Here is an 18914-nt window from a genome sequence, read left to right on the forward strand (position 1 = left end):
TTTAATTTCAGTTTTCTTTCAACAACTTACGGATCGGTTAAAAAACGTACAAAACCCTCTATATATAAGAAGGAAAACCACTCCTTCTATATAGAAGGGACGTTCAAAGCACTCCATCCGCCCTGAGCGCATCCACTGTACCTGCGCCCAGACCCAGCACCCGCTGCAAAACCTCCAGCGTATGCTCGCCCAACAACGGAGGCGCGCGACGGTACTCGACAGGCGTCTGCGACAACCGGATCGGACTCGCCACCTGCGGAACCATCCCCGCCAGCGCATGCGGGAGTTCTATTGCCAGCCCACGCGCCTTCACCTGCGGATCCTCAAACACTTGGGACAGATCATTGATCGGACCACACGGCACACCCGCTTGCTCCAACTGAGCCACCCATTCGGCGGTGGTCTTGAACACCGTCGCCTGACGGATCAGCGGAATCAACACCGCACGGTTAGCCACCCGCAGCTTGTTAGTCGCGAATCGCGGATCGTCCGCCCACTGCGGCTGGCCCGCCACCTCGGCAAACTTGCGGAACTGGCCGTCATTGCCAACGGTAAGAATGAAATCACCGTCGGCCGTCGGGAAGTCCTGATAAGGCACGATGTTCGGGTGTGCATTACCCAGACGTTTTGGCGCATTGCCGGTAGTCAGGTAGTTCATTGCCTGGTTCGCCAGGCATGCGACCTGTACATCCAGCAAAGCCATATCGATGTGTTGCCCGCCACCGTCGTGATCACGATGCGCCAGCGCCGCCAGTATCGCCACGGTCGAATACAGCCCCGTAAGAATGTCCGTCAGCGCCACTCCCACCTTCACCGGCCCGGCGCCTTCATCACCTTCAGGGCGACCGGTCAGGCTCATCAGCCCGCCCAGCCCCTGAATCATGAAGTCATAACCCGCACGCTTGGCATACGGCCCGGTTTGACCGAAGCCAGTGATCGAGCAATAGATCAGATCCGGATTGATCGCCTTCAGCGACTTATAGTCCAGCCCATAGGCAGCCAGCCCACCGACCTTGAAGTTCTCGATCAGAATGTCCGACTTCGCCGCCAGCTCCCGTACCAGGTTCTGCCCTTCAGGCCGAGTGAAGTCGATCGTCACTGATTGCTTGTTGCGGTTGGCCGACAGGTAATAGGCAGCCTCGCTGGTGTTCTCCCCATAAGCGTCTTTAAGGAAGGGCGGCCCCCAGGCACGCGTGTCATCGCCATTGCCCGGGCGCTCGACCTTGATCACCTCGGCGCCAAGGTCGGCGAGAATCTGCCCGGCCCACGGCCCGGCCAGCACACGCGATAAATCCAGTACCCGCAGATGCGACAGCGCGCCCATGGTCGCTCTCCTGTTAATAGAACGCCTGCAGACCGGTTTGCGCGCGACCGAGGATCAGCGCGTGAACGTCGTGGGTACCTTCATAGGTATTCACCACTTCCAGGTTGACCAGGTGACGGGCCACGCCGAACTCATCGGAGATGCCGTTGCCGCCCAACATGTCACGGGCCATGCGAGCGATATCCAGCGACTTGCCACAGGAGTTGCGCTTCATGATCGAGGTGATTTCGACCGCAGCCGTGCCTTCATCCTTCATGCGCCCCAGACGCAGACAGCCTTGCAGCGCCAGAGTGATCTCGGTCTGCATGTCGGCCAGCTTCTTCTGGATCAGTTGAGTGGCAGCCAGTGGACGCCCGAACTGCTGACGATCGAGGGTGTACTGACGAGCGGTGTGCCAGCAGAACTCGGCAGCGCCCAAGGCACCCCAGGAAATACCATAGCGTGCGGAATTGAGGCAGGTGAACGGGCCTTTCAGACCGCGCACGTCCGGGAAGATGTTCTCTTCCGGCACAAATACGTTGTCCATGACGATTTCGCCGGTGATCGATGCGCGCAGACCGACCTTGCCGTGAATCGCCGGAGCGCTCAGGCCCTTCCAGCCTTTCTCCAGTACGAAGCCGCGGATGTCGCCGGCATCGTCCTTAGCCCAGACCACGAACACATCGGCGATCGGGCTGTTGGTGATCCACATCTTGGCGCCGGTCAGGCTGTAGCCGCCGTCGACCTTGCGCGCACGGGTGATCATTGCGCCCGGGTCGGAACCGTGGTTTGGCTCAGTCAGACCGAAGCAGCCGATCCATTCGCCAGACGCCAGTTTCGGCAGGTATTTCTGTTTCTGTGCTTCTGTACCGAATTCGTTGATCGGCACCATCACCAGCGAGGACTGCACACTCATCATCGAACGGTAGCCGGAGTCGACGCGCTCTACTTCACGGGCGATCAGACCGTAGCTGACGTAGTTCAAGCCGCTACCGCCGTACTGCTCAGGAATGGTCGCCCCCAACAGGCCGACTTCGCCCATTTCGCGGAAGATTGCCGGGTCGGTTTTCTCATGGCGGAAAGCTTCTAGCACGCGGGGCGCCAAGCTCTGCTGAGCGAATTGGGCGGCGGTATCGCGGATCATGCGCTCCTCTTCGGTGAGCTGTTGATCCAGCAGCAGGGGATCGATCCAGTTGAAGCTAGCTTTACCGCCCATGAGTGCGTCCTCGCAAAATCGGTGAATTAACGTGGCATTGATCCTAGGCCCGGTTCGCCAGCGCGGCAAACGAGGATTTCGCATCCTGTTGTGCTAATTTCTCACTCCGAAACGTCGCTGGATGCCTTTTATGCGGCGCATTAGTGAGGTTGCAGTACATGCGCAGGAAGATCCCCAGTACCACGGCCCTGATCAGCTTCGAAGCCGCCGCCCGGCACGAGAGCTTTACCAAGGCTGCCGAAGAACTTTCCCTCACCCAGGGCGCCATTTGCCGACAGATCGCCAGTCTTGAGGAGTTCCTCAGTGTGGAACTGTTCCGACGCTCGCGACGCGGAGTGAAGCTGACGGAAGCAGGCCTTTCCTACAGTCGCCGGGTGGCCACGCAACTCGACGCCGTCGAGCGCGACACACTTTCGGTGATGGGCCAGCAGGGCACAAATGTGATCGAACTGGCGGTGGTGCCCACCTTCGGCACGCAATGGCTGCTGCCACGGCTCAAGGACTTCCAGCTCAAACACCCGGAAGTAACGGTCAACCTGACCAACCGCACCCGCCCGTTCCTGTTTGCCGACACTGATTTCGACGCGGCGATCTATTTTGGCGACGCCGATTGGTCGGGTACCGAATCCCATAGGCTGATGGGCGAAAATCCGATGCCGGTGTGCAGCCCCGCTCTCCTCGGCAGCAAGAAACATCTGACGCCCAACGAGATTGCCGACCTGCCTCTGTTGCAGCAAACCACCCGTCCCTACGCCTGGCGGCAGTGGTTCAACTCCCTGAACCTGAACATCCCACGCGACATGACAGGCCCGCGCTACGAGCTATTCTCCATGCTGGCCCAAGCGGCCATGCACGACATGGGCATCGCGCTGATTCCACCGTTCCTGATTCAGCGCGAACTGGCCGAGAAACGCTTGGTGATCGCCAACCCGAGTGCGCTCTCCAGCATCAAGGCGTATTACCTGATGATTCCGGAGCGAAAGGTCGAATCGGCATCACTCAAGGCTTTTCGCGATTGGCTGGTCAACCAGGCAAAGAGCTACAGCCTAGAAGGATAAGGCCTTACAGCGATTACTAACCCGGTAGTCAGGAAAATCAAAGCCCTACAGATATAAGTATTTGTCGCAAAATCGCAGACTGTATCCGAAAGTCGTACAGACGTCCCACAAGCGCCTGCGGACGTGGCTTTGAGCCTCTATTCACGACTCATTACGGCCTATTCACGCCGCCGATGAGAAATTTTTTCAAATTCAGCCAGAATCCTTACAAGGCACGGCCTGCAAGGGATTCAGCTGGCCATCTGCGACATTCGGTCACGGGATGACTTGTAGTTAATTTTCCGTCACCCGTCATAATCCCTTGAAGGGCATAAAGTTCGCCTGCAAAATGCCGCGCCCCGCCCTGATTTGGCGGGATCGTGCTGATCGGCCGCCCCAGTCGCACCATCCGCAGTGCCTGGGTTTACTCAATAAGATCACGCAGGAGATTTGACGTGCACATTGGTGTTCCTCTCGAAACCCAGACCGGTGAAACACGGGTTGCTGCAACCCCGGAAACCATTAAAAAGCTGATCAGCCAAGGTCATAAGGTCACTGTGCAAACCGGCGCCGGCGTCAAAGCCAGCGTTGTCGACAGTGCCTATGAAGCGGCGGGCGCAACCATTGGCAGTGCCAACGATGCGTTCGCTGCCGAGCTGATTCTCAAAGTGGTCGCCCCCAGCGACACCGAACTGGCGCTGATCAAGCGCGGCACGGTGCTGGTGGGCATGCTCAACCCCTTCAATAACGACACCATCGCCAAAATGGCCGAGTGCGGGATTACTGCGTTCGCCCTGGAGGCGGCGCCGCGTACCTCTCGGGCGCAGAGTCTCGATGTGCTGTCGTCGCAGGCGAACATTGCCGGCTACAAGGCTGTGTTGCTGGCCGCGCACTACTATCCGCGCTTCATGCCGATGCTGATGACCGCTGCGGGCACCGTGAAAGCGGCGCGCGTGCTGATTCTCGGCGCGGGCGTGGCCGGGTTGCAGGCGATTGCCACGGCGAAACGTCTGGGTGCGGTGATCGAAGCGTCTGACGTGCGTCCGGCAGTGAAGGAACAGATCGAATCCCTCGGTGCGAAGTTCGTCGATGTGCCTTACGAGACTGACGAAGAGCGTGAATGCGCGATCGGTGTCGGCGGTTACGCTCGCCCGATGCCGGCGAGCTGGATGCAACGTCAGGCCCAGGCTGTGCACGAACGCGCCAAGCAGGCCGACATCGTCATCACCACCGCACTGATCCCGGGCCGCAACGCACCCGTATTGCTGAGCGCGGAAACCGTGGCGCAGATGAAGCCAGGCTCGGTGGTCATCGACCTCGCAGCAGCTCAGGGCGGCAACTGCCCGCTGACCGTGGCTGATCAGGTCGTGGTGGAGAACGGCGTGACCATCGTCGGCCCGACCAACCTGGCGGGTGAAGTCGCTGCAGACGCCTCGGCGTTGTACGCACGCAATCTGCTGGACTTCCTCAAGCTGGTGTTCACCAAAGAAGGCCAGTTCGACGTCAACCTCGAAGACGACATCGTCGCCGCGTGCCTGATGTGCCGCGACGGCCAAGTCATCCGCAAAAACGCCTAAGCAGGGATTCAGACGATGGAAGAGCTTATCTCCCCCGGTATCTACAACCTGATCATCTTCGTGCTGGCGATTTATGTCGGTTACCACGTGGTCTGGAACGTTACACCTGCGCTGCACACGCCGTTGATGGCAGTGACCAACGCCATTTCGGCGATCGTGATCGTCGGCGCCATGCTGGCCGCCGCGCTCACCGTCACGCCGCTGGGCAAGACCATGGGCACCCTCGCCGTAGCGCTGGCTGCGGTCAATGTGTTCGGTGGCTTCCTGGTCACCCGCCGCATGCTTGAGATGTTCAAGAAGAAAGCCCCGAAAGCAAAAGAAGAGGCGCCGAAGTAATGAGCATGAATCTCGTCACGACGCTCTACCTGATCGCGTCGATCTGTTTCATCCAGGCCCTCAAAGGCCTGTCGCACCCGACCACCTCGCGGCGCGGCAATCTGTTCGGCATGCTCGGCATGGCGCTGGCCATCCTCACCACCATCGGCCTCATCTATAAGCTCGGTGCTGAACTGGCGACTGCCGGCATCGGTTACGTGATCGTCGGCCTGCTGATCGGCGGCACTGCCGGTTCGATCATGGCCAAGCGCGTCGAAATGACCAAGATGCCGGAACTGGTCGCGTTCATGCACAGCATGATCGGTCTGGCGGCGGTGTTCATCGCCATTGCCGCCGTCGTCGAGCCGCAGTCACTGGGTATCGTCAAACAACTGGGCGACTCGATCCCGGCGGGCAACCGTCTGGAGCTGTTCCTCGGCGCGGCGATTGGTGCAATCACCTTCTCCGGTTCGGTGATCGCCTTCGGCAAGCTCTCGGGCAAGTACAAGTTCCGCCTGTTCCAAGGTGCGCCGGTACAGTTTGCCGGTCAGCACAAGCTGAACGCGGTACTCGGTCTGGCGACACTGGTGCTCGGCGTGACCTTCATGCTCACCGGCAACCTCGCAGCGTTCGCACTGATGCTGGCCCTGGCGTTCGTGATGGGCGTGCTGATCATCATCCCGATCGGCGGCGCCGACATGCCGGTGGTGGTGTCGATGCTCAACAGCTATTCGGGCTGGGCGGCAGCGGGCATTGGCTTCTCGCTGAACAACTCGATGCTGATCATTGCCGGTTCGCTGGTGGGGTCGAGCGGCGCGATCCTCTCGTACATCATGTGCAAGGCGATGAACCGTTCTTTCTTTAATGTACTGCTCGGCGGTTTCGGCAACACGGCTGATGCTGGCCCGGCCGGTGCGAAAGAAGCCCGTCCGGTGAAGTCCGGTTCGGCCGACGACGCAACGTTCCTGCTGACCAACGCCGACACCGTGATCATCGTCCCGGGTTACGGCCTGGCGGTGGCCCGCGCGCAGCATGCCTTGAAAGAGCTGACCGAGAAGCTGACCCACCGTGGCGTGACCGTGAAGTACGCGATCCACCCGGTGGCCGGTCGCATGCCGGGGCACATGAACGTGCTGCTCGCCGAGGCCGAAGTGCCTTACGACCAGGTGTTCGAGATGGAAGACATCAACTCCGAGTTCGGCCAGGCCGACGTGGTGCTGGTGCTCGGTGCCAACGACGTGGTCAACCCGGCTGCCAAGAACGATCCAAAATCGCCGATTGCCGGCATGCCGATTCTCGAAGCGTTCAAGGCCAAGACCATCATCGTCAACAAGCGCTCGATGGCCAGCGGCTATGCCGGTCTGGACAACGAACTGTTCTACCTGGACAAGACCATGATGGTCTTCGGCGACGCGAAGAAAGTCATCGAAGACATGGTCAAAGCGGTCGAGTAATCCTCCGTGGCGGCACCCAACGCCCCGACTTGTCGGGGCGTTTTTGTTTGCGCAAAACGTCGGACAATTTGCCACGTTGTTGCAGATCCAGTAACAGTGTTTTACTTCAAACCCGCTAAATAGACGCCTCGTTTGCGACCTTGGTAGCGGGACAGGCGCCCGCGAAATTCACTAGACTGCGCATCCTGCTACTCGCTTCCCGAGAAAATAATCCATGTACCGTGACCGTATTCGCCTGCCTTCGTTGTTGGATAAAGTGATGAGCGCCGCCGACGCCGCCGCGCTGATTGAAGACGGCATGACCGTCGGCATGAGCGGCTTCACCCGCGCTGGCGAAGCCAAAGCCGTCCCTCACGCACTGGCCGAGCGAGCCAAGGTCACGCCGCTGAAGATCAGCCTGATGACCGGCGCCAGCCTGGGCAACGACCTCGACAAGCAACTGACCGAGGCCGGCGTGTTGTCGCGGCGCATGCCGTTTCAGGTCGACAGCACCTTGCGCAAGGCGATCAACGCCGGCGAAGTGATGTTCATCGACCAGCACCTGTCGGAAACCGTCGAGCAACTGCGCAACCAGCAACTGAAGCTGCCGGACATCGCAGTGATCGAAGCCGTGGCCATCACCGAGCAAGGCCACATCGTGCCGACCACCTCGGTGGGCAACTCGGCGAGCTTCGCGATTTTCGCCAAGCAGGTGATTGTCGAGATCAACCTGGCGCACAACGCCAACCTCGAAGGCCTGCATGACATCTATATCCCCACCTATCGCCCGACGCGCACGCCGATTCCGCTGGTGAAAGTCGACGATCGCATCGGCAGCACCGCGATCCCGATCCCGCCGGAGAAAATTGTCGCCATCGTCATCACCCAACAGGCGGACTCGCCGTCCACGGTGTCGACACCGGATGTCGACACCAACGCCATCGCCGAGCACCTGATCACCTTCTTCAAGCAGGAAGTCGACGCCGGGCGCATGACCAATAAGCTCGGCCCGTTGCAGGCCGGGATCGGCAACATCGCCAACGCTGTGATGTGCGGCCTGATCGACTCGCCGTTCGAAGACCTGACCATGTACTCCGAAGTGCTGCAGGACTCGACCTTCGACCTGATCGACGCCGGCAAGCTGAGCTTTGCGTCGGGCAGCTCGATCACTTTGTCGGAGCGGCGCAACAGCGACGTGTTCGGCAACCTGGAGAAGTACAAGGACAAACTGGTGCTGCGTCCGCAGGAGATCTCCAACCATCCGGAAGTCGTACGTCGCCTGGGCATTATCGGCATCAATACCGCGCTGGAGTTCGACATCTACGGCAACGTCAACTCCACCCACGTCTGCGGCACGCGGATGATGAACGGTATCGGCGGTTCGGGGGACTTTGCGCGCAACGCGCACCTGGCGGTATTCGTGACCAAATCGATCGCCAAGGGCGGCGCGATTTCCAGCGTGGTGCCGATGGTCAGCCACGTTGACCACACGGAGCATGACGTCGACATTTTGGTGACCGAAGTCGGTCTGGCTGACCTGCGCGGCCTGGCCCCACGCGAACGCGCTCGGGTGATCATCGACAACTGTGTGCACCCGGACTATCGCCAGGCGCTGAACGACTACTTCACCGCAGCGTGCGCCATCGGTGGCCACACCCCGCACATTCTGCGTGACGCCTTGAGCTGGCACATAAACCTGGAAGAAACCGGGCACATGCTGGCGGTGTAATTCACACAGTCAAACCGCCGATGCAAACACAGTTTGTGTCGGCGGTTTTTTCATCAGCCTCTTCTGGAAAAAACTGTACTACTGTACCGGTGTTTTCCTACAGCTTTTTCCTACCGCCTCCCCCGAATCGAGCAAAAATGCACCAGTTAAGTGCAGACAGGTACAGTTTGCTCAATTTTGACCCGTACACCCCCTATAAACAGTTAACTGGTCACTCACAATACAGTTGAACTGTATCTAGAGAGACTAGGCAAACGAGAGGATCATGGGCACCAGTCAAACCACTACCTGATCCCGCCACAAGCGGAAGGATGTCAACCATGGAACGTACACTCAGTTCCGAACTGTTCTTCGAAGACAAAGCTGCAAAAACCCAGGCTTCCCTGCCTCTGCGCGTTATCGCCAACCTGATGTTGTGGCAGCGCCGCATCTCCAGCCGCCACCAACTGGCTCGTCTGGATTCGCGTCTGCTGGCTGACGCCGGTATCAGCGAAGCACAACGCTACGAAGAGCTGAGCAAGCCGTTCTGGCGCTAAGTAGCGTCGCTGGCTCTGGTCGTTAGACCCACCGCCAGCAACCCGAATCGAACACACAAGACCCGTCGCGGGAAACCGCGACGGGTCTTGTCGTTTCAGGGTTCGAAAACGCCCGTACAGCTTGTGATTGGAAGTACAAGTACAGTTTCCAACAATCAACATCTGAACCAGTACAATTTTTCATTGGTGTATCTGCCTGCCAAACTGCATCGGGCGCAGCATGTCCTTAACCCATCTCGGCTTAAGGGAAACGCCATGAAAGACTTACAGGATGTTTCGGAAATTTCGGCTCAACCTCTCCGTAACCCGTACCCGCTGCGGCGCCTGTTTCGAAGCCTGTGGCAAAGGCTGGAGCGCGCCAGGACGCGGCGCTTGCTGGCTCAACTGGATAACCGCGATCTGGCGGATCTGGGCTTAAGCCACGCCGATCGACTGAATGAACTGAAGAAACCCTTCTGGCGCTAGCATTTTGCCCACTGTGCGAACCCGGCGCGCAGGCCTAATATCGCCGCCAGAACGTGGCGAATCTTCTGTAACCCGCGTCTGACTCATCAGACACAAGCCACCTCTCTATACGGTTTACTTTCAGGAGATCCACCATGTCCCGTCTTCGCCTGCTCAGCGCTGCCGCCTTGCTGGCCGTGGCTGCCAATGCCAGCGCATCCAGCTTCATCGTGACCACCGACGCATTGGTTGGCGCATTGAAGTCCTCTTCCGACGCCACCTCCGATGCCACCTCGTCCCTGCGCGACAACAAGGTTGTAATCGCCGCTCGGGACGACGCTGCCAGCTTCGTCGCCAGCGAAGGCCAGATCCGCGGCGTGAAACTGGAAAGCGCTCTTGACCTTATTCGCCATCAGGCACCGCAATTGAACGCGACTGATGCTCAGCTGGCGCAAGCCATCCTGGCGATCTGATCCTGCATTGCTTGAAGGGACACGCCAGTCGTGTCCCGATGTTTCGCCGCTGGCTCTGGCCCGGGCGTTTGCGCTAGCCTTGGGGCTCGTTAACAGTTATCGAGCCCCATGCGTTTACTCAAACTGCTTTTCCCTTCTGTCCTGATCAGCGCCTGCTGGGCGACGTCGGTCGATGCCTTTGATGTCTCCACGCAAAACACCGTTGTCAGCCTTTGGGCGACCGGCATGGTGTCTTCCGCGCCGTTCGACCGTAAACTGATCATCGCTGCTCACGATGATGCGGCTGCGTTTGTTGCCAGTGACGGTGAATTGCGAGGCGCGCAGCTCGAATCCGCACTGCATTACCTACGCAAGAGCCGACCAAAACTTCATGCTGGCGACCTTGAACTGGCGCAGGCAATTCTCGTCCAATAGCTATCCTGATCCCTCGTTAACATTGCCCCTCCGGAGTCGTTCCATGCGTAGCCCGCTGATTGCTGCCGCCCTTGGCCTGTTGTTGTTGGCCGATGTGGCCCAGGCGCACACCCTGGTAGCCACCAGTAACATCATCGTTCGCGCCTCCCAGCGCACCGTTGATTTCACCTCAGACACCACCACCTCGATTCGCGACTCGAAAATCATCCGTGAAGCCCACGACGATGCCGCCAGCTTCGTCGCCAGCAATGGCGACATTCGTGGCGCCAACCTCGAAGCGGCCTTCAATACCTTGCGCAGCCGCGTGCCGGAAGCCCGCGACGCCAGCGACCAGGTATTGGCCGAAGCCATTCTCGCCCTGTGAAGTCACTGAGCGCCTGGCTGCTGGCCAGCGCGTTGTTGCTCTTGGGCAACAGCGCCCACGCCAGCCTGCAATTGCGGCTCAAGACCGACGGCCTGAGCCCTGCCGAACAACAGGCCAGCCAGGCGCTGCTCGATGAAGCGATGCAGAAATTGCCGCCGCGCTTCATCGAGCAACTGGACCGGCGCATCGATGTCGGCTGGACCGACGAAATGCCCGACAACGCCTATGGCGAAGCGGCGCTGGTCTCCGAACTCGATCTGAACCGCAAACTGCTCGCCGGCCTCACCGACGGTAGCGCGGCCAAAGAGAAAACCAACCGCCCCCACGGCACCGTGCGCCAGGAACTGCTGGCAACCGTGCTGCACGAACTCACCCACATTTATGACCGCGCCCGCCTGTGGCCCGCCGCCGAACGCACGCTGATCCAGCGCTGCACTCGGCGCAGCAACAGCGCGGGCCTGATCGGCATTCCCGATGAATGCCGCGGCCAGAACGGTCGCCGCTTCACCCTCAGCGATGACCCACGCCTGCTCGACCTCGCCGGCTGGCAGCAATACGTCGGGCGCCGCGGCGAACGCGAACAGCACAACCGGCAGATCGCCCGCAGCCCGGACCTTTACGAGATCTCCAGCCCCAAGGAGTTCGTCGCGGTCAACATGGAGTATTTCCTCCTCGACCCGAGCTACGCCTGTCGGCGTCCGGCGCTCTATCGCTACTACCAGGAACGCTTTGGCTGGACCCCGCCCGCCAAGGACACCTGCAGCAAGACCTTTGCCTTTCTCAACGCCGGTAACGACTTTGCCAAACAGCCGCTGGGCCAGGTCGATCCGGAACGGGTTTACGCCGTCGACTACCTGCTGGCGGAGGCCAACCAGAACTGGGTCAGCCGCTGGGGCCACAGCATGTTGCGCCTGGTGATCTGTGCACCCGGCCGACCACGGGGTCCGGATTGCCGGCTCGATCTGGATCAACATCTGGTACTGTCCTACCGCGCTTTCGTCGGTGATGTGCAGCTGTCGAGCTGGGACGGACTGGTCGGCAAGTACCCATCACGGCTGTTCGTACTGCCACTGGCGCAAGTGATCGACGAGTACACCAAAACCGAAATGCGCAGTCTCGCTTCGGTGCCGCTGAACCTGTCGCGTACCGAGATTGAAGAGGTGGTCGAACACGCCGCCGAGATGCATTGGAGCTACGACGGCAACTACTTCTTCCTGTCCAACAACTGCGCCGTGGAAAGCCTGAAACTGCTGCGCAGCGGCAGCAACAACAAGCAACTCGTCGGTCTGGACAGCATCATGCCCAACGGTTTGCTCGAAGTGCTCAAAGGCCGTGGCCTGGCCGACACCAGCGTGCTGGACGATCCAAAAGAGGCCTTGCGGCTGGGCTACCGATTCGACTCGTTCCGTGATCGCTATCAGGCGATGTTCGATGTGTTGAAGAAGCAGTTGCCGATCAAACAGACCAGCGTCGAAGAGTGGCTCTCACTTGCCGCCGAAGAACGTCGTCAGTGGTTCGAGCGTGCAGACCTGCGCACCAGTGCCGCGTTGTTGCTGCTGGAACAGGCGAGCTACCGTCGCCAGTTATTGCTGGCCCAGGATGAGGTCAAGCAGCGCTACCTTGGCGCTCGGGAGCTGGAAAACGGCGGCATGGACAAAGCCAACGCGACCTTGCAGGAGATTCTTGCCAACAGCGGCTTCCTCAGCCGTCCGGCGGAGTTGCTCGACTCCCATGGCTACGGCCTGCCGCAGCCAAGCGAATTCGGTCGTCTGGAAGCTGAAAGCAGCCAGCGCCAGAAACAACTGCTGGCGCTGAGCGGCGACCTGGACAAAGAAGTACGAGCACTGCTGGAGCCCAAGCGCGCTGCGGAAATTGCGGCCTGCGAGGCCAACGTGAAGCAGGTTGGCGAGCATTTGCGCAAATTGCACAAGGCATCCGGCGGACTTGAGCTGCCCTGAAAAAAAGATCGCAGCCGTAGGGCTGCGATCTTTTTAGGATCTGTCGATCAGTTCAAAACACCGTCCAGAATTTCGTAGACGATCCCGGTACCTACCGCGATCAGCACAATGTCACCGCCGGCACGGCGCCACTCATAACCCGGATACACCGGCAGACGGCTCAGCGCCCGCCCGTCCAGCCGCTCGCCGTAGTAACCGTGCGGCAACGGCCGGCCGCGCTCCAGACGAATGCCCGGCGGTGGCGGTGCACCGCGCACGAAGTAGCCGTGGTTGTCGCGAATGGTCTGGCGCACTGGACCAAAATCGCGCGGCGGACCGCCACGGTGGTCGTTTTGCGGGCCACGGTGATCGTCACCGTGGTTCTCGTAATGGCCCGGTTGCGGGCCGCCGTGGCCATAATCGTCACGCTGATCGGCGCTGGCGAGCAGCGGTGTCGCGCTGATCATCAGCACGCCCAGACTGGCAATCAGACGTTTCGGCATTTTCATGGGGGTTTTTCCTCACTGCACTAACAGCAAAAAGGGATTCAGAACGTGGTTCTGAATCCCTCGGTCTTGCTCATTAGGTTGCGCAGCGAGACGCTAATTCCTCTGTATCAGGAACTTTACTTTCAGCTGACGCGGGCCTGACGCACGCCTTCGGACAGCGCCTTGCACAGACCCAGCACACCATCGACAGCCTGGGCCGGCGTGGTCGCATTGGCGATATGATCGATCAGTGCCGAACCCACCACCACACCGTCGGCCAAACGAGCGATGGACGCCGCCTGCTCCGGAGTCCGGATACCGAAACCGATGCTGATCGGCAGGTCAGTGTGTCGACGCAGACGAGTCACCGCTTCCTCGACGTGTTCCAGGGTTGCCGCACCGGCACCGGTCACACCGGCCACCGACACGTAGTAAACGAAGCCCGAGCTGCCATTGAGCACCTTCGGCAGACGCGCATCGTCGGTGGTCGGCGTGGTCAGGCGGATGAAGTCCAGGCCCGCAGCCTGCGCCGGATCGCACAGTTCATTGTTGTGCTCTGGCGGCATGTCAACCACGATCAGACCGTCGACGCCCGCTTCCTTGGCGTCAGCGATGAAACGTTCAACGCCATACATGTGGATCGGGTTGAAGTAGCCCATCAGCACCAGCGGTGTGTCGCTGTTGCCGTCGCGGAATTCGCGAACCATTTGCAGGGTTTTCGCCAGATTCTGCTTGGCACCCAACGCACGGATGTTGGCCAGTTGAATCGCCGGGCCGTCGGCCATCGGGTCGGTGAACGGCATGCCCAGCTCGATCACGTCGGCGCCAGCGCCCGGCAGACCTTTGAGGATCGCCAGCGAAGTGTCGTAGTCCGGATCACCGGCGGTGACGAAGGTCACCAGCGCGGCGCGATTCTGTTCTTTGAGATCGGCAAAACGGGTTTGCAGGCGGCTCATCAGTGTTTCTCCTGCTTCGACTGTTCCATGTGATGCATGACGGTCTGCATGTCTTTGTCGCCACGGCCGGAGAGGTTGACCACCATCAGGTGATCCTTCGGCAGTTTCGGTGCGCGTTTGAACACTTCAGCCAACGCATGAGCGCTTTCCAGCGCCGGGATGATGCCTTCGAGGCGGCAGCACTGGTGGAACGCAGCGAGGGCTTCGTCGTCGGTCACCGAGGTGTACTGGACGCGGCCGATGTCATGCAACCAGGCATGCTCGGGGCCGATGCCCGGGTAGTCGAGGCCGGCGGAAATCGAGTGGGCGTCGATGATCTGGCCATCGTCGTCTTGCAGCAGGAACGTGCGGTTGCCGTGCAGCACACCCGGTACGCCGCCGTTGAGGCTGGCCGCGTGCTTGCCGGTTTCGATGCCGTAACCGGCCGCTTCGACGCCGATGATTTCGACGCTCTGATCATCGAGGAACGGGTGGAACAGGCCCATGGCGTTGGAACCGCCGCCGATGCACGCCACCAGGCTATCCGGCAGACGACCTTCCTTAGCTTGCAGCTGCTCGCGGGTTTCCTTGCCGATCACCGCCTGGAAGTCGCGCACCATGGCGGGATACGGGTGCGGGCCGGCCACGGTGCCGATCAGGTAGAAGGTGCTGTCGACGTTGGTCACCCAGTCACGCAGCGCTTCGTTCATCGCGTCTTTCAGGGTGCCGGTGCCGGCCACTACCGGGATCACCTCGGCGCCCAGCAGCTTCATGCGGAACACGTTGGCCTGCTGACGCTCGATGTCAGTGGTGCCCATGTAGATCACGCAGTCCAGACCGAAACGTGCGGCCACGGTGGCCGTCGCCACGCCGTGCATGCCAGCGCCGGTCTCGGCGATGATGCGTTTCTTGCCCATGCGCCGCGCCAGCAGGATCTGGCCGATGCAGTTGTTGATCTTGTGCGCGCCGGTGTGGTTCAGCTCTTCGCGTTTGAGGTAGATCTTCGCGCCGCCGCAGAACTCGGTCAGACGCTCGGCGAAGTACAGCGGGCTCGGACGTCCGACGTAGTCACGCTGGAAATAGGCCAGTTCTTCTTTGAACGCCGGATCTTCCTTGGCCGTTTCGTATTCACGGGCCAGATCGAGGATCAACGGCATCAGGGTTTCCGCCACGTAGCGGCCGCCGAACGCGCCAAACAGGCCGTTATCGTCCGGGCCGCTACGCAGGTTGGAGGTGTTCGAAGTCTGGGTCATGATGTGCTCCAGGTGAATTCGGGTAAGAAGACAATGGCGTCCACTCTACCCCTGACCTTCCAGGCTGAAAACCGATAAGATCGCCGCAACCTGTCAGGAAAACTCACAGATACCATGAGCCACGACCTTCCCCCGCTGAACGCCTTGCGCGCGTTCGAAGCCACCGCCCGACTGAGCAGCGTCAGTCAGGCGGCCGAACAGCTGCACGTCACCCACGGCGCGGTTAGCCGTCAGCTCAAGGTGCTGGAGGAGCACCTCGGCGTCAGCTTGTTCGTCAAGGACGGCCGTGGCCTTAAACTCACAGATGCCGGAGTGCGTCTGCGGGACGCCAGCGGTGAGGCCTTTGATCGCTTGCGCAGCGTCTGCGCCGAGCTGACGCAGAGCACCGCTGATGCGCCGTTCGTACTCGGCTGCTCCGGCAGTCTGTTGGCGCGCTGGTTTATTCCACGCCTGGGACGACTCAACGCGGACTTGCCGGACTTGCGTCTGCATCTGTCGGCCGGTGAAGGCGATCTCGACCCGCGGCGCCCCGGACTCGATGCCTTGCTGCTGTTCGCCGAGCCGCCATGGCCGGCCGACATGCAGGTGTACGAGCTGGCGGCGGAACGCATCGGGCCGGTGATGAGCCCGCTGTTCAGCGGTTATCAGCGCCTGCAAACCGCGCCGGCATCAGCCTTGCTCAGCGAACCGCTGCTGCACACCACGTCCCGCCCGCAAGCCTGGCCGAGCTGGGCACAGCAAAATCACCTCGACGCCAAGGCGTTGAAGTGGGGGCAAGGTTTTGAGCATTTGTATTATCTGCTGGAAGCCGCAGTGGCCGGACTCGGCGTGGCAATCGCGCCAGAGCCGCTGGTGGCCGAGGACTTGAAGGCCGGTCGCCTGGTTGCGCCGTGGGGCTTTTGCGAAACCCCGGCGCAACTGGCGTTGTGGCTACCCAAGCGCGCCGCAGACGGGCGCGCCCGGCAACTGGCGCAGTGGCTCAAGAATGAGCTGCGCCAGTCAGATCACTCGCCGCGCTTGAACAGCAAGTAGGCGGCCAGCAGACCGATTGCACCGACCGCCACACCGGCGGTGGTCCAAGGATGTTCCTGAGCGTAATCGCGGGTAGCGATGCCGGTCTCGCGGGTTTTCACTTTGACTTCTTCATAGGCATCGCTGAGCAGGCTGCGCGAATGTTTCAGCGCGCTTTCAGCGTTGCTCTTGAGCGCCTTGAGGGTCTTGCGCGACTCGTCCGAAGCGTCGTCTTTCAAGCTTTCCAACGATTTGAGCAGACTCTCGATCTCGGCTTCCATGCTTTGCAACGAGGCTTTACGTAAAGAGGTGTTGGCCATGGTGGCTCTCCTGCATTGGTGATGAGTGGCGTGTGTTGTTTGGGACTTCAGCGGTTTGAGAAAGTGCAGAAAATCTGAACTTCACTTGCATCGAGCCGCCGAAATCATCAGTGCAGATTCACTGCTAGTCTCAAATCCACACATCCAGGAGATCGCCATGAGTGACCATCACACGTACAAGAAAGTCGAGCTGGTCGGCTCGTCCACCAGCAGCATCGAAGACGCCATCAACAACGCGCTGGCCGAAGCCAACAAGAGCATCAAGCATCTGGAATGGTTTGAAGTGGTCGATACCCGTGGCCACATCAAGGACGGCAAGGCGGCGCATTTCCAGGTAACACTCAAAGTCGGCTTCCGCATTGCCAGCAGCTGAGTTTGGGCTACGCTTCTGAACTTGCGCGCTGGCCGAGTGCCATAGGAATGGCAAAGCGCTACAAGGTGAGCGCATCGGCACCGCCGGTGCCCGCCTCTTTTAATCCGACCAGGGAGTGCGACCGATGAAGAAGTTCATATTGGCAGTAGGTTTGTTGAGCCTTGCGGGTGGCGCGTTTGCTGCTGGCAAGCCGTGTGATCAGCTGGAGAAGGAAATCAAGGACAAGCTGGAAGCCAAAGGCGTACATGGTTACGCGCTGCAGATTGTCGACAAGGCCGGCAATACCGGTGCCAATGGCCAAACCGTCGGCACCTGCGAAGGTGGCAGTAAATTAATCGTCTACAAACGCGGTTGATCGCACTTGACTTGAAATGCAAAAGCCGACGCGAAGGCGTCGGCTTTTTTGTGGGCAACACATTCCCAATGTGGGAGCGGGCTTGCTCGCGAAAGCGTTATGTCAGCCGACATCCAAGGTGTCTGACACTCCGTCTTCGCGAGCAAGCCCGCTCCCACAAGGGCCGTATTCCAGAGTCAACCCTTCATGACTTGGGCCAGCAACTCATAGGAATGCAGGCGATCGGCATGCTCATACAGGTCGCAGGTGAAAATCAGCTCATCAGCCTGCGTCTGCTCGACCAGTACCTCCAGCTTCGCGCGGATTTTCTGCGGGCTGCCGACCATCGCCAGACCAAGGAAATCGCCCACTGCTTCACGCTCATGGGGTAGCCACAGGCCATCCATGCTCTTGACCGGCGGGCGCTGCACCAGACTTTGCCCGCGCATCAACGCGAGAATGCGCTGGTACACCGAGGTCGCCAGGTAGTCGGCCTGCTCATCGGTATCCGCCGCCACCAGCGGCGCACCGAGCATCACATAAGGTTTGTCGAGTACCGCCGACGGCTTGAAGTGGTTGCGATAGACGCGAATCGCCTCGTGCATGAAACGCGGGGCGAAGTGCGAGGCGAAGGCATAAGGCAAACCGCGCTCACCGGCCAGTTGCGCGCTGAACAGGCTGGAACCGAGCAACCAGATCGGCACGTTGGTGCCGGTGCCGGGCATGGCGATCACCCGTTGATCCGGAGTGCGCGGGCCGAGGAAGCGCGCCAGCTCGGCGACGTCTTCCGGGAAGTCATCGGCACTGCCGGAGCGCTCACGACGCAGGGCGCGGGCGGTCATCTGGTCGGAGCCGGGCGCGCGGCCCAGACCCAGATCGATGCGTCCCGGATACAGGCTTTCGAGAGTGCCGAACTGCTCGGCGATCACCAGCGGCGCGTGGTTGGGCAGCATCACCCCGCCGGAGCCGACACGAATTGTCGAGGTGCCGCCGGCCAGATACCCCAGCAGCACCGAGGTGGCGGAGCTGGCGATACCGTCCATGTTGTGGTGTTCGGCGACCCAGAAGCGCGTATAGCCGAATTTCTCGACATGCTGCGCCAGATCAAGCGAATTGCGCAGCGATTGCGCCGGGCTGCCGTTCTCGCGCACGGGCACCAGATCGAGGGTGGAAAACTTTACATCGGACAGTTGCTTCATAAACCTGCGTCTCCGAGTGGTCTGCAGGTTTTTTCTTGCGAACGAAAACCTGCCGAATTCATAAGCGTGTTCTGTGCAATGAGGGCATATACCCGAGTTTCAATAGCTGAGGGAAAAATCCTACTAAAAAAGTCAACGATTCACTCGGGCTGAACTTTGTCCCGGCGTCTATCCTCAGAAGCCTTGCAAGCAAAAACCACGACGGCGCGGCGTTCCGCGCCAG

At 60.3% G+C, this 18914-nt stretch carries 21 protein-coding genes; 14 read left to right on the forward strand and 7 right to left on the reverse strand.

All coding sequences use genetic code 11. The features are described 5' to 3' along the window. Positions 1–103 precede the first annotated feature (103 nt). Together LCH64_RS15345 and LCH64_RS15350 are read right to left on the reverse strand one after the other, a co-directional pair. Positions 104–1324 carry a CaiB/BaiF CoA-transferase family protein gene (locus tag LCH64_RS15345; RefSeq protein ID WP_226500666.1) on the reverse strand — a complete coding sequence of 407 codons (1221 nt, stop codon included), beginning with the start codon at positions 1322–1324 and terminating at the stop codon, positions 104–106. A gap of 13 nt (positions 1325–1337) precedes the next feature. Continuing rightward, the gene (locus LCH64_RS15350) at positions 1338–2519 is read right to left on the reverse strand and encodes an acyl-CoA dehydrogenase (protein ID WP_003220420.1); all 1182 of its coding nucleotides are present in this window, start codon (positions 2517–2519) and stop codon (positions 1338–1340) included. Positions 2520–2677: 158 nt separating this feature from the next. Here LCH64_RS15350 and LCH64_RS15355 point away from each other — a divergent pair, with 158 nt between their 5' ends. From LCH64_RS15355 to LCH64_RS15405, 11 genes are all read left to right on the forward strand, one after another. Continuing rightward, complete coding sequence (locus tag LCH64_RS15355; protein WP_226500667.1) at positions 2678–3577, forward strand: LysR family transcriptional regulator; 900 nt, start codon at positions 2678–2680, stop codon at positions 3575–3577. A gap of 434 nt (positions 3578–4011) precedes the next feature. Next, positions 4012–5133 (forward strand): Re/Si-specific NAD(P)(+) transhydrogenase subunit alpha, encoded by a 1122-nt coding sequence (locus LCH64_RS15360; protein WP_226500668.1) that lies wholly within the window; start codon positions 4012–4014, stop codon positions 5131–5133. 15 nt (positions 5134–5148) lie between these two features. After that, on the forward strand, positions 5149–5469 hold the full coding sequence (locus LCH64_RS15365; protein WP_003220416.1) for an NAD(P) transhydrogenase subunit alpha: 321 nt from the start codon (positions 5149–5151) through the stop codon (positions 5467–5469). Then, positions 5469–6902, forward strand: a complete 1434-nt coding sequence (locus LCH64_RS15370; RefSeq protein ID WP_007962843.1) for an NAD(P)(+) transhydrogenase (Re/Si-specific) subunit beta — start codon at positions 5469–5471, stop codon at positions 6900–6902. The genes LCH64_RS15365 and LCH64_RS15370 overlap by 1 nt, the downstream gene beginning before the upstream one ends. 214 nt (positions 6903–7116) lie before the next feature. After that, positions 7117–8610, forward strand: coding sequence for an acetyl-CoA hydrolase/transferase family protein (locus LCH64_RS15375; RefSeq protein ID WP_003220411.1), 1494 nt, complete (start codon positions 7117–7119; stop codon positions 8608–8610). A 320-nt stretch (positions 8611–8930) separates the two neighbouring features. After that, positions 8931–9146, forward strand: a complete 216-nt coding sequence (locus tag LCH64_RS15380; protein ID WP_003220409.1) for a DUF1127 domain-containing protein — start codon at positions 8931–8933, stop codon at positions 9144–9146. 255 nt (positions 9147–9401) lie between these two features. Further along, positions 9402–9611, forward strand: a complete 210-nt coding sequence (locus LCH64_RS15385; RefSeq protein WP_226500669.1) for a DUF1127 domain-containing protein — start codon at positions 9402–9404, stop codon at positions 9609–9611. A gap of 134 nt (positions 9612–9745) precedes the next feature. Then, entirely contained in the window at positions 9746–10063 is a 318-nt protein-coding gene (locus LCH64_RS15390) for a DUF2388 domain-containing protein (RefSeq protein ID WP_226500670.1), read from the forward strand. Positions 10064–10171: 108 nt separating this feature from the next. Continuing rightward, positions 10172–10477 (forward strand): DUF2388 domain-containing protein, encoded by a 306-nt coding sequence (locus LCH64_RS15395; RefSeq protein ID WP_003220403.1) that lies wholly within the window; start codon positions 10172–10174, stop codon positions 10475–10477. 43 nt (positions 10478–10520) lie between these two features. Beyond that, a complete protein-coding gene (locus LCH64_RS15400) occupies positions 10521–10841 on the forward strand; it encodes a DUF2388 domain-containing protein (RefSeq protein ID WP_003220401.1) in 321 nt (106 codons plus the stop codon). After that, on the forward strand, positions 10838–12799 hold the full coding sequence (locus LCH64_RS15405; RefSeq protein ID WP_226500671.1) for a DUF4105 domain-containing protein: 1962 nt from the start codon (positions 10838–10840) through the stop codon (positions 12797–12799). Before LCH64_RS15400 ends, LCH64_RS15405 begins: the two co-directional genes overlap by 4 nt. Positions 12800–12846: 47 nt before the next feature. Here LCH64_RS15405 and LCH64_RS15410 read toward each other — a convergent pair whose 3' ends face one another. The 3 genes from LCH64_RS15410 to trpB form a co-directional block, all read right to left on the reverse strand. Continuing rightward, positions 12847–13287 (reverse strand): anti-virulence regulator CigR family protein, encoded by a 441-nt coding sequence (locus tag LCH64_RS15410; protein ID WP_226500672.1) that lies wholly within the window; start codon positions 13285–13287, stop codon positions 12847–12849. Between the two features lie 122 nt (positions 13288–13409). Next, complete coding sequence (trpA, locus tag LCH64_RS15415; protein WP_226500673.1) at positions 13410–14222, reverse strand: tryptophan synthase subunit alpha; 813 nt, start codon at positions 14220–14222, stop codon at positions 13410–13412. Then, a complete protein-coding gene (gene trpB, locus LCH64_RS15420; RefSeq protein ID WP_226500674.1) occupies positions 14222–15454 on the reverse strand; it encodes a tryptophan synthase subunit beta in 1233 nt (410 codons plus the stop codon). The genes trpA and trpB overlap by 1 nt, the downstream gene beginning before the upstream one ends. Before the next feature lie 114 nt (positions 15455–15568). Here trpB and LCH64_RS15425 point away from each other — a divergent pair, with 114 nt between their 5' ends. Further along, complete coding sequence (locus LCH64_RS15425; RefSeq protein ID WP_226500675.1) at positions 15569–16486, forward strand: LysR family transcriptional regulator; 918 nt, start codon at positions 15569–15571, stop codon at positions 16484–16486. Here LCH64_RS15425 and LCH64_RS15430 read toward each other — a convergent pair. Continuing rightward, entirely contained in the window at positions 16459–16785 is a 327-nt protein-coding gene (locus LCH64_RS15430; protein WP_003220391.1) for a DUF883 family protein, read from the reverse strand. The two genes, LCH64_RS15425 and LCH64_RS15430, sit on opposite strands and share 28 nt — an antisense overlap. Positions 16786–16942: 157 nt before the next feature. On the opposite strand from LCH64_RS15430, the gene LCH64_RS15435 reads away from it, so the two are divergent. Both LCH64_RS15435 and LCH64_RS15440 read left to right on the forward strand, forming a co-directional pair. Then, a complete protein-coding gene (locus LCH64_RS15435; RefSeq protein WP_003220389.1) occupies positions 16943–17158 on the forward strand; it encodes a dodecin in 216 nt (71 codons plus the stop codon). 124 nt (positions 17159–17282) lie between these two features. Continuing rightward, on the forward strand, positions 17283–17513 hold the full coding sequence (locus LCH64_RS15440; protein WP_226500676.1) for a DUF1161 domain-containing protein: 231 nt from the start codon (positions 17283–17285) through the stop codon (positions 17511–17513). A 176-nt stretch (positions 17514–17689) separates the two neighbouring features. Here LCH64_RS15440 and LCH64_RS15445 read toward each other — a convergent pair whose 3' ends face one another. Further along, the gene (locus LCH64_RS15445; protein ID WP_226500677.1) at positions 17690–18691 is read right to left on the reverse strand and encodes an LLM class flavin-dependent oxidoreductase; all 1002 of its coding nucleotides are present in this window, start codon (positions 18689–18691) and stop codon (positions 17690–17692) included. Between the last annotated feature and the right edge of the window lie 223 nt (positions 18692–18914).

Source organism: Pseudomonas sp. MWU16-30322, assembly GCF_020515535.1.
GTDB classification, from domain to species: domain Bacteria; phylum Pseudomonadota; class Gammaproteobacteria; order Pseudomonadales; family Pseudomonadaceae; genus Aquipseudomonas; species Aquipseudomonas fluorescens_H.

Coding starts and splice junctions, on each gene's coding strand:
- LCH64_RS15345 (WP_226500666.1), bottom strand. CDS start 1,324: ATGGGCGCGCTGTCGCATCTGCGGGTACTGGATTTATCGCGTGTGCTG.
- LCH64_RS15350 (WP_003220420.1), bottom strand. CDS start 2,519: ATGGGCGGTAAAGCTAGCTTCAACTGGATCGATCCCCTGCTGCTGGAT.
- LCH64_RS15355 (WP_226500667.1), top strand. CDS start 2,678: ATGCGCAGGAAGATCCCCAGTACCACGGCCCTGATCAGCTTCGAAGCC.
- LCH64_RS15365 (WP_003220416.1), top strand. CDS start 5,149: ATGGAAGAGCTTATCTCCCCCGGTATCTACAACCTGATCATCTTCGTG.
- LCH64_RS15370 (WP_007962843.1), top strand. CDS start 5,469: ATGAGCATGAATCTCGTCACGACGCTCTACCTGATCGCGTCGATCTGT.
- LCH64_RS15375 (WP_003220411.1), top strand. CDS start 7,117: ATGTACCGTGACCGTATTCGCCTGCCTTCGTTGTTGGATAAAGTGATG.
- LCH64_RS15380 (WP_003220409.1), top strand. CDS start 8,931: ATGGAACGTACACTCAGTTCCGAACTGTTCTTCGAAGACAAAGCTGCA.
- LCH64_RS15385 (WP_226500669.1), top strand. CDS start 9,402: ATGAAAGACTTACAGGATGTTTCGGAAATTTCGGCTCAACCTCTCCGT.
- LCH64_RS15390 (WP_226500670.1), top strand. CDS start 9,746: ATGTCCCGTCTTCGCCTGCTCAGCGCTGCCGCCTTGCTGGCCGTGGCT.
- LCH64_RS15395 (WP_003220403.1), top strand. CDS start 10,172: ATGCGTTTACTCAAACTGCTTTTCCCTTCTGTCCTGATCAGCGCCTGC.
- LCH64_RS15400 (WP_003220401.1), top strand. CDS start 10,521: ATGCGTAGCCCGCTGATTGCTGCCGCCCTTGGCCTGTTGTTGTTGGCC.
- LCH64_RS15410 (WP_226500672.1), bottom strand. CDS start 13,287: ATGAAAATGCCGAAACGTCTGATTGCCAGTCTGGGCGTGCTGATGATC.
- trpA (WP_226500673.1), bottom strand. CDS start 14,222: ATGAGCCGCCTGCAAACCCGTTTTGCCGATCTCAAAGAACAGAATCGC.
- trpB (WP_226500674.1), bottom strand. CDS start 15,454: ATGACCCAGACTTCGAACACCTCCAACCTGCGTAGCGGCCCGGACGAT.
- LCH64_RS15425 (WP_226500675.1), top strand. CDS start 15,569: ATGAGCCACGACCTTCCCCCGCTGAACGCCTTGCGCGCGTTCGAAGCC.
- LCH64_RS15430 (WP_003220391.1), bottom strand. CDS start 16,785: ATGGCCAACACCTCTTTACGTAAAGCCTCGTTGCAAAGCATGGAAGCC.
- LCH64_RS15435 (WP_003220389.1), top strand. CDS start 16,943: ATGAGTGACCATCACACGTACAAGAAAGTCGAGCTGGTCGGCTCGTCC.
- LCH64_RS15440 (WP_226500676.1), top strand. CDS start 17,283: ATGAAGAAGTTCATATTGGCAGTAGGTTTGTTGAGCCTTGCGGGTGGC.
- LCH64_RS15445 (WP_226500677.1), bottom strand. CDS start 18,691: ATGAAGCAACTGTCCGATGTAAAGTTTTCCACCCTCGATCTGGTGCCC.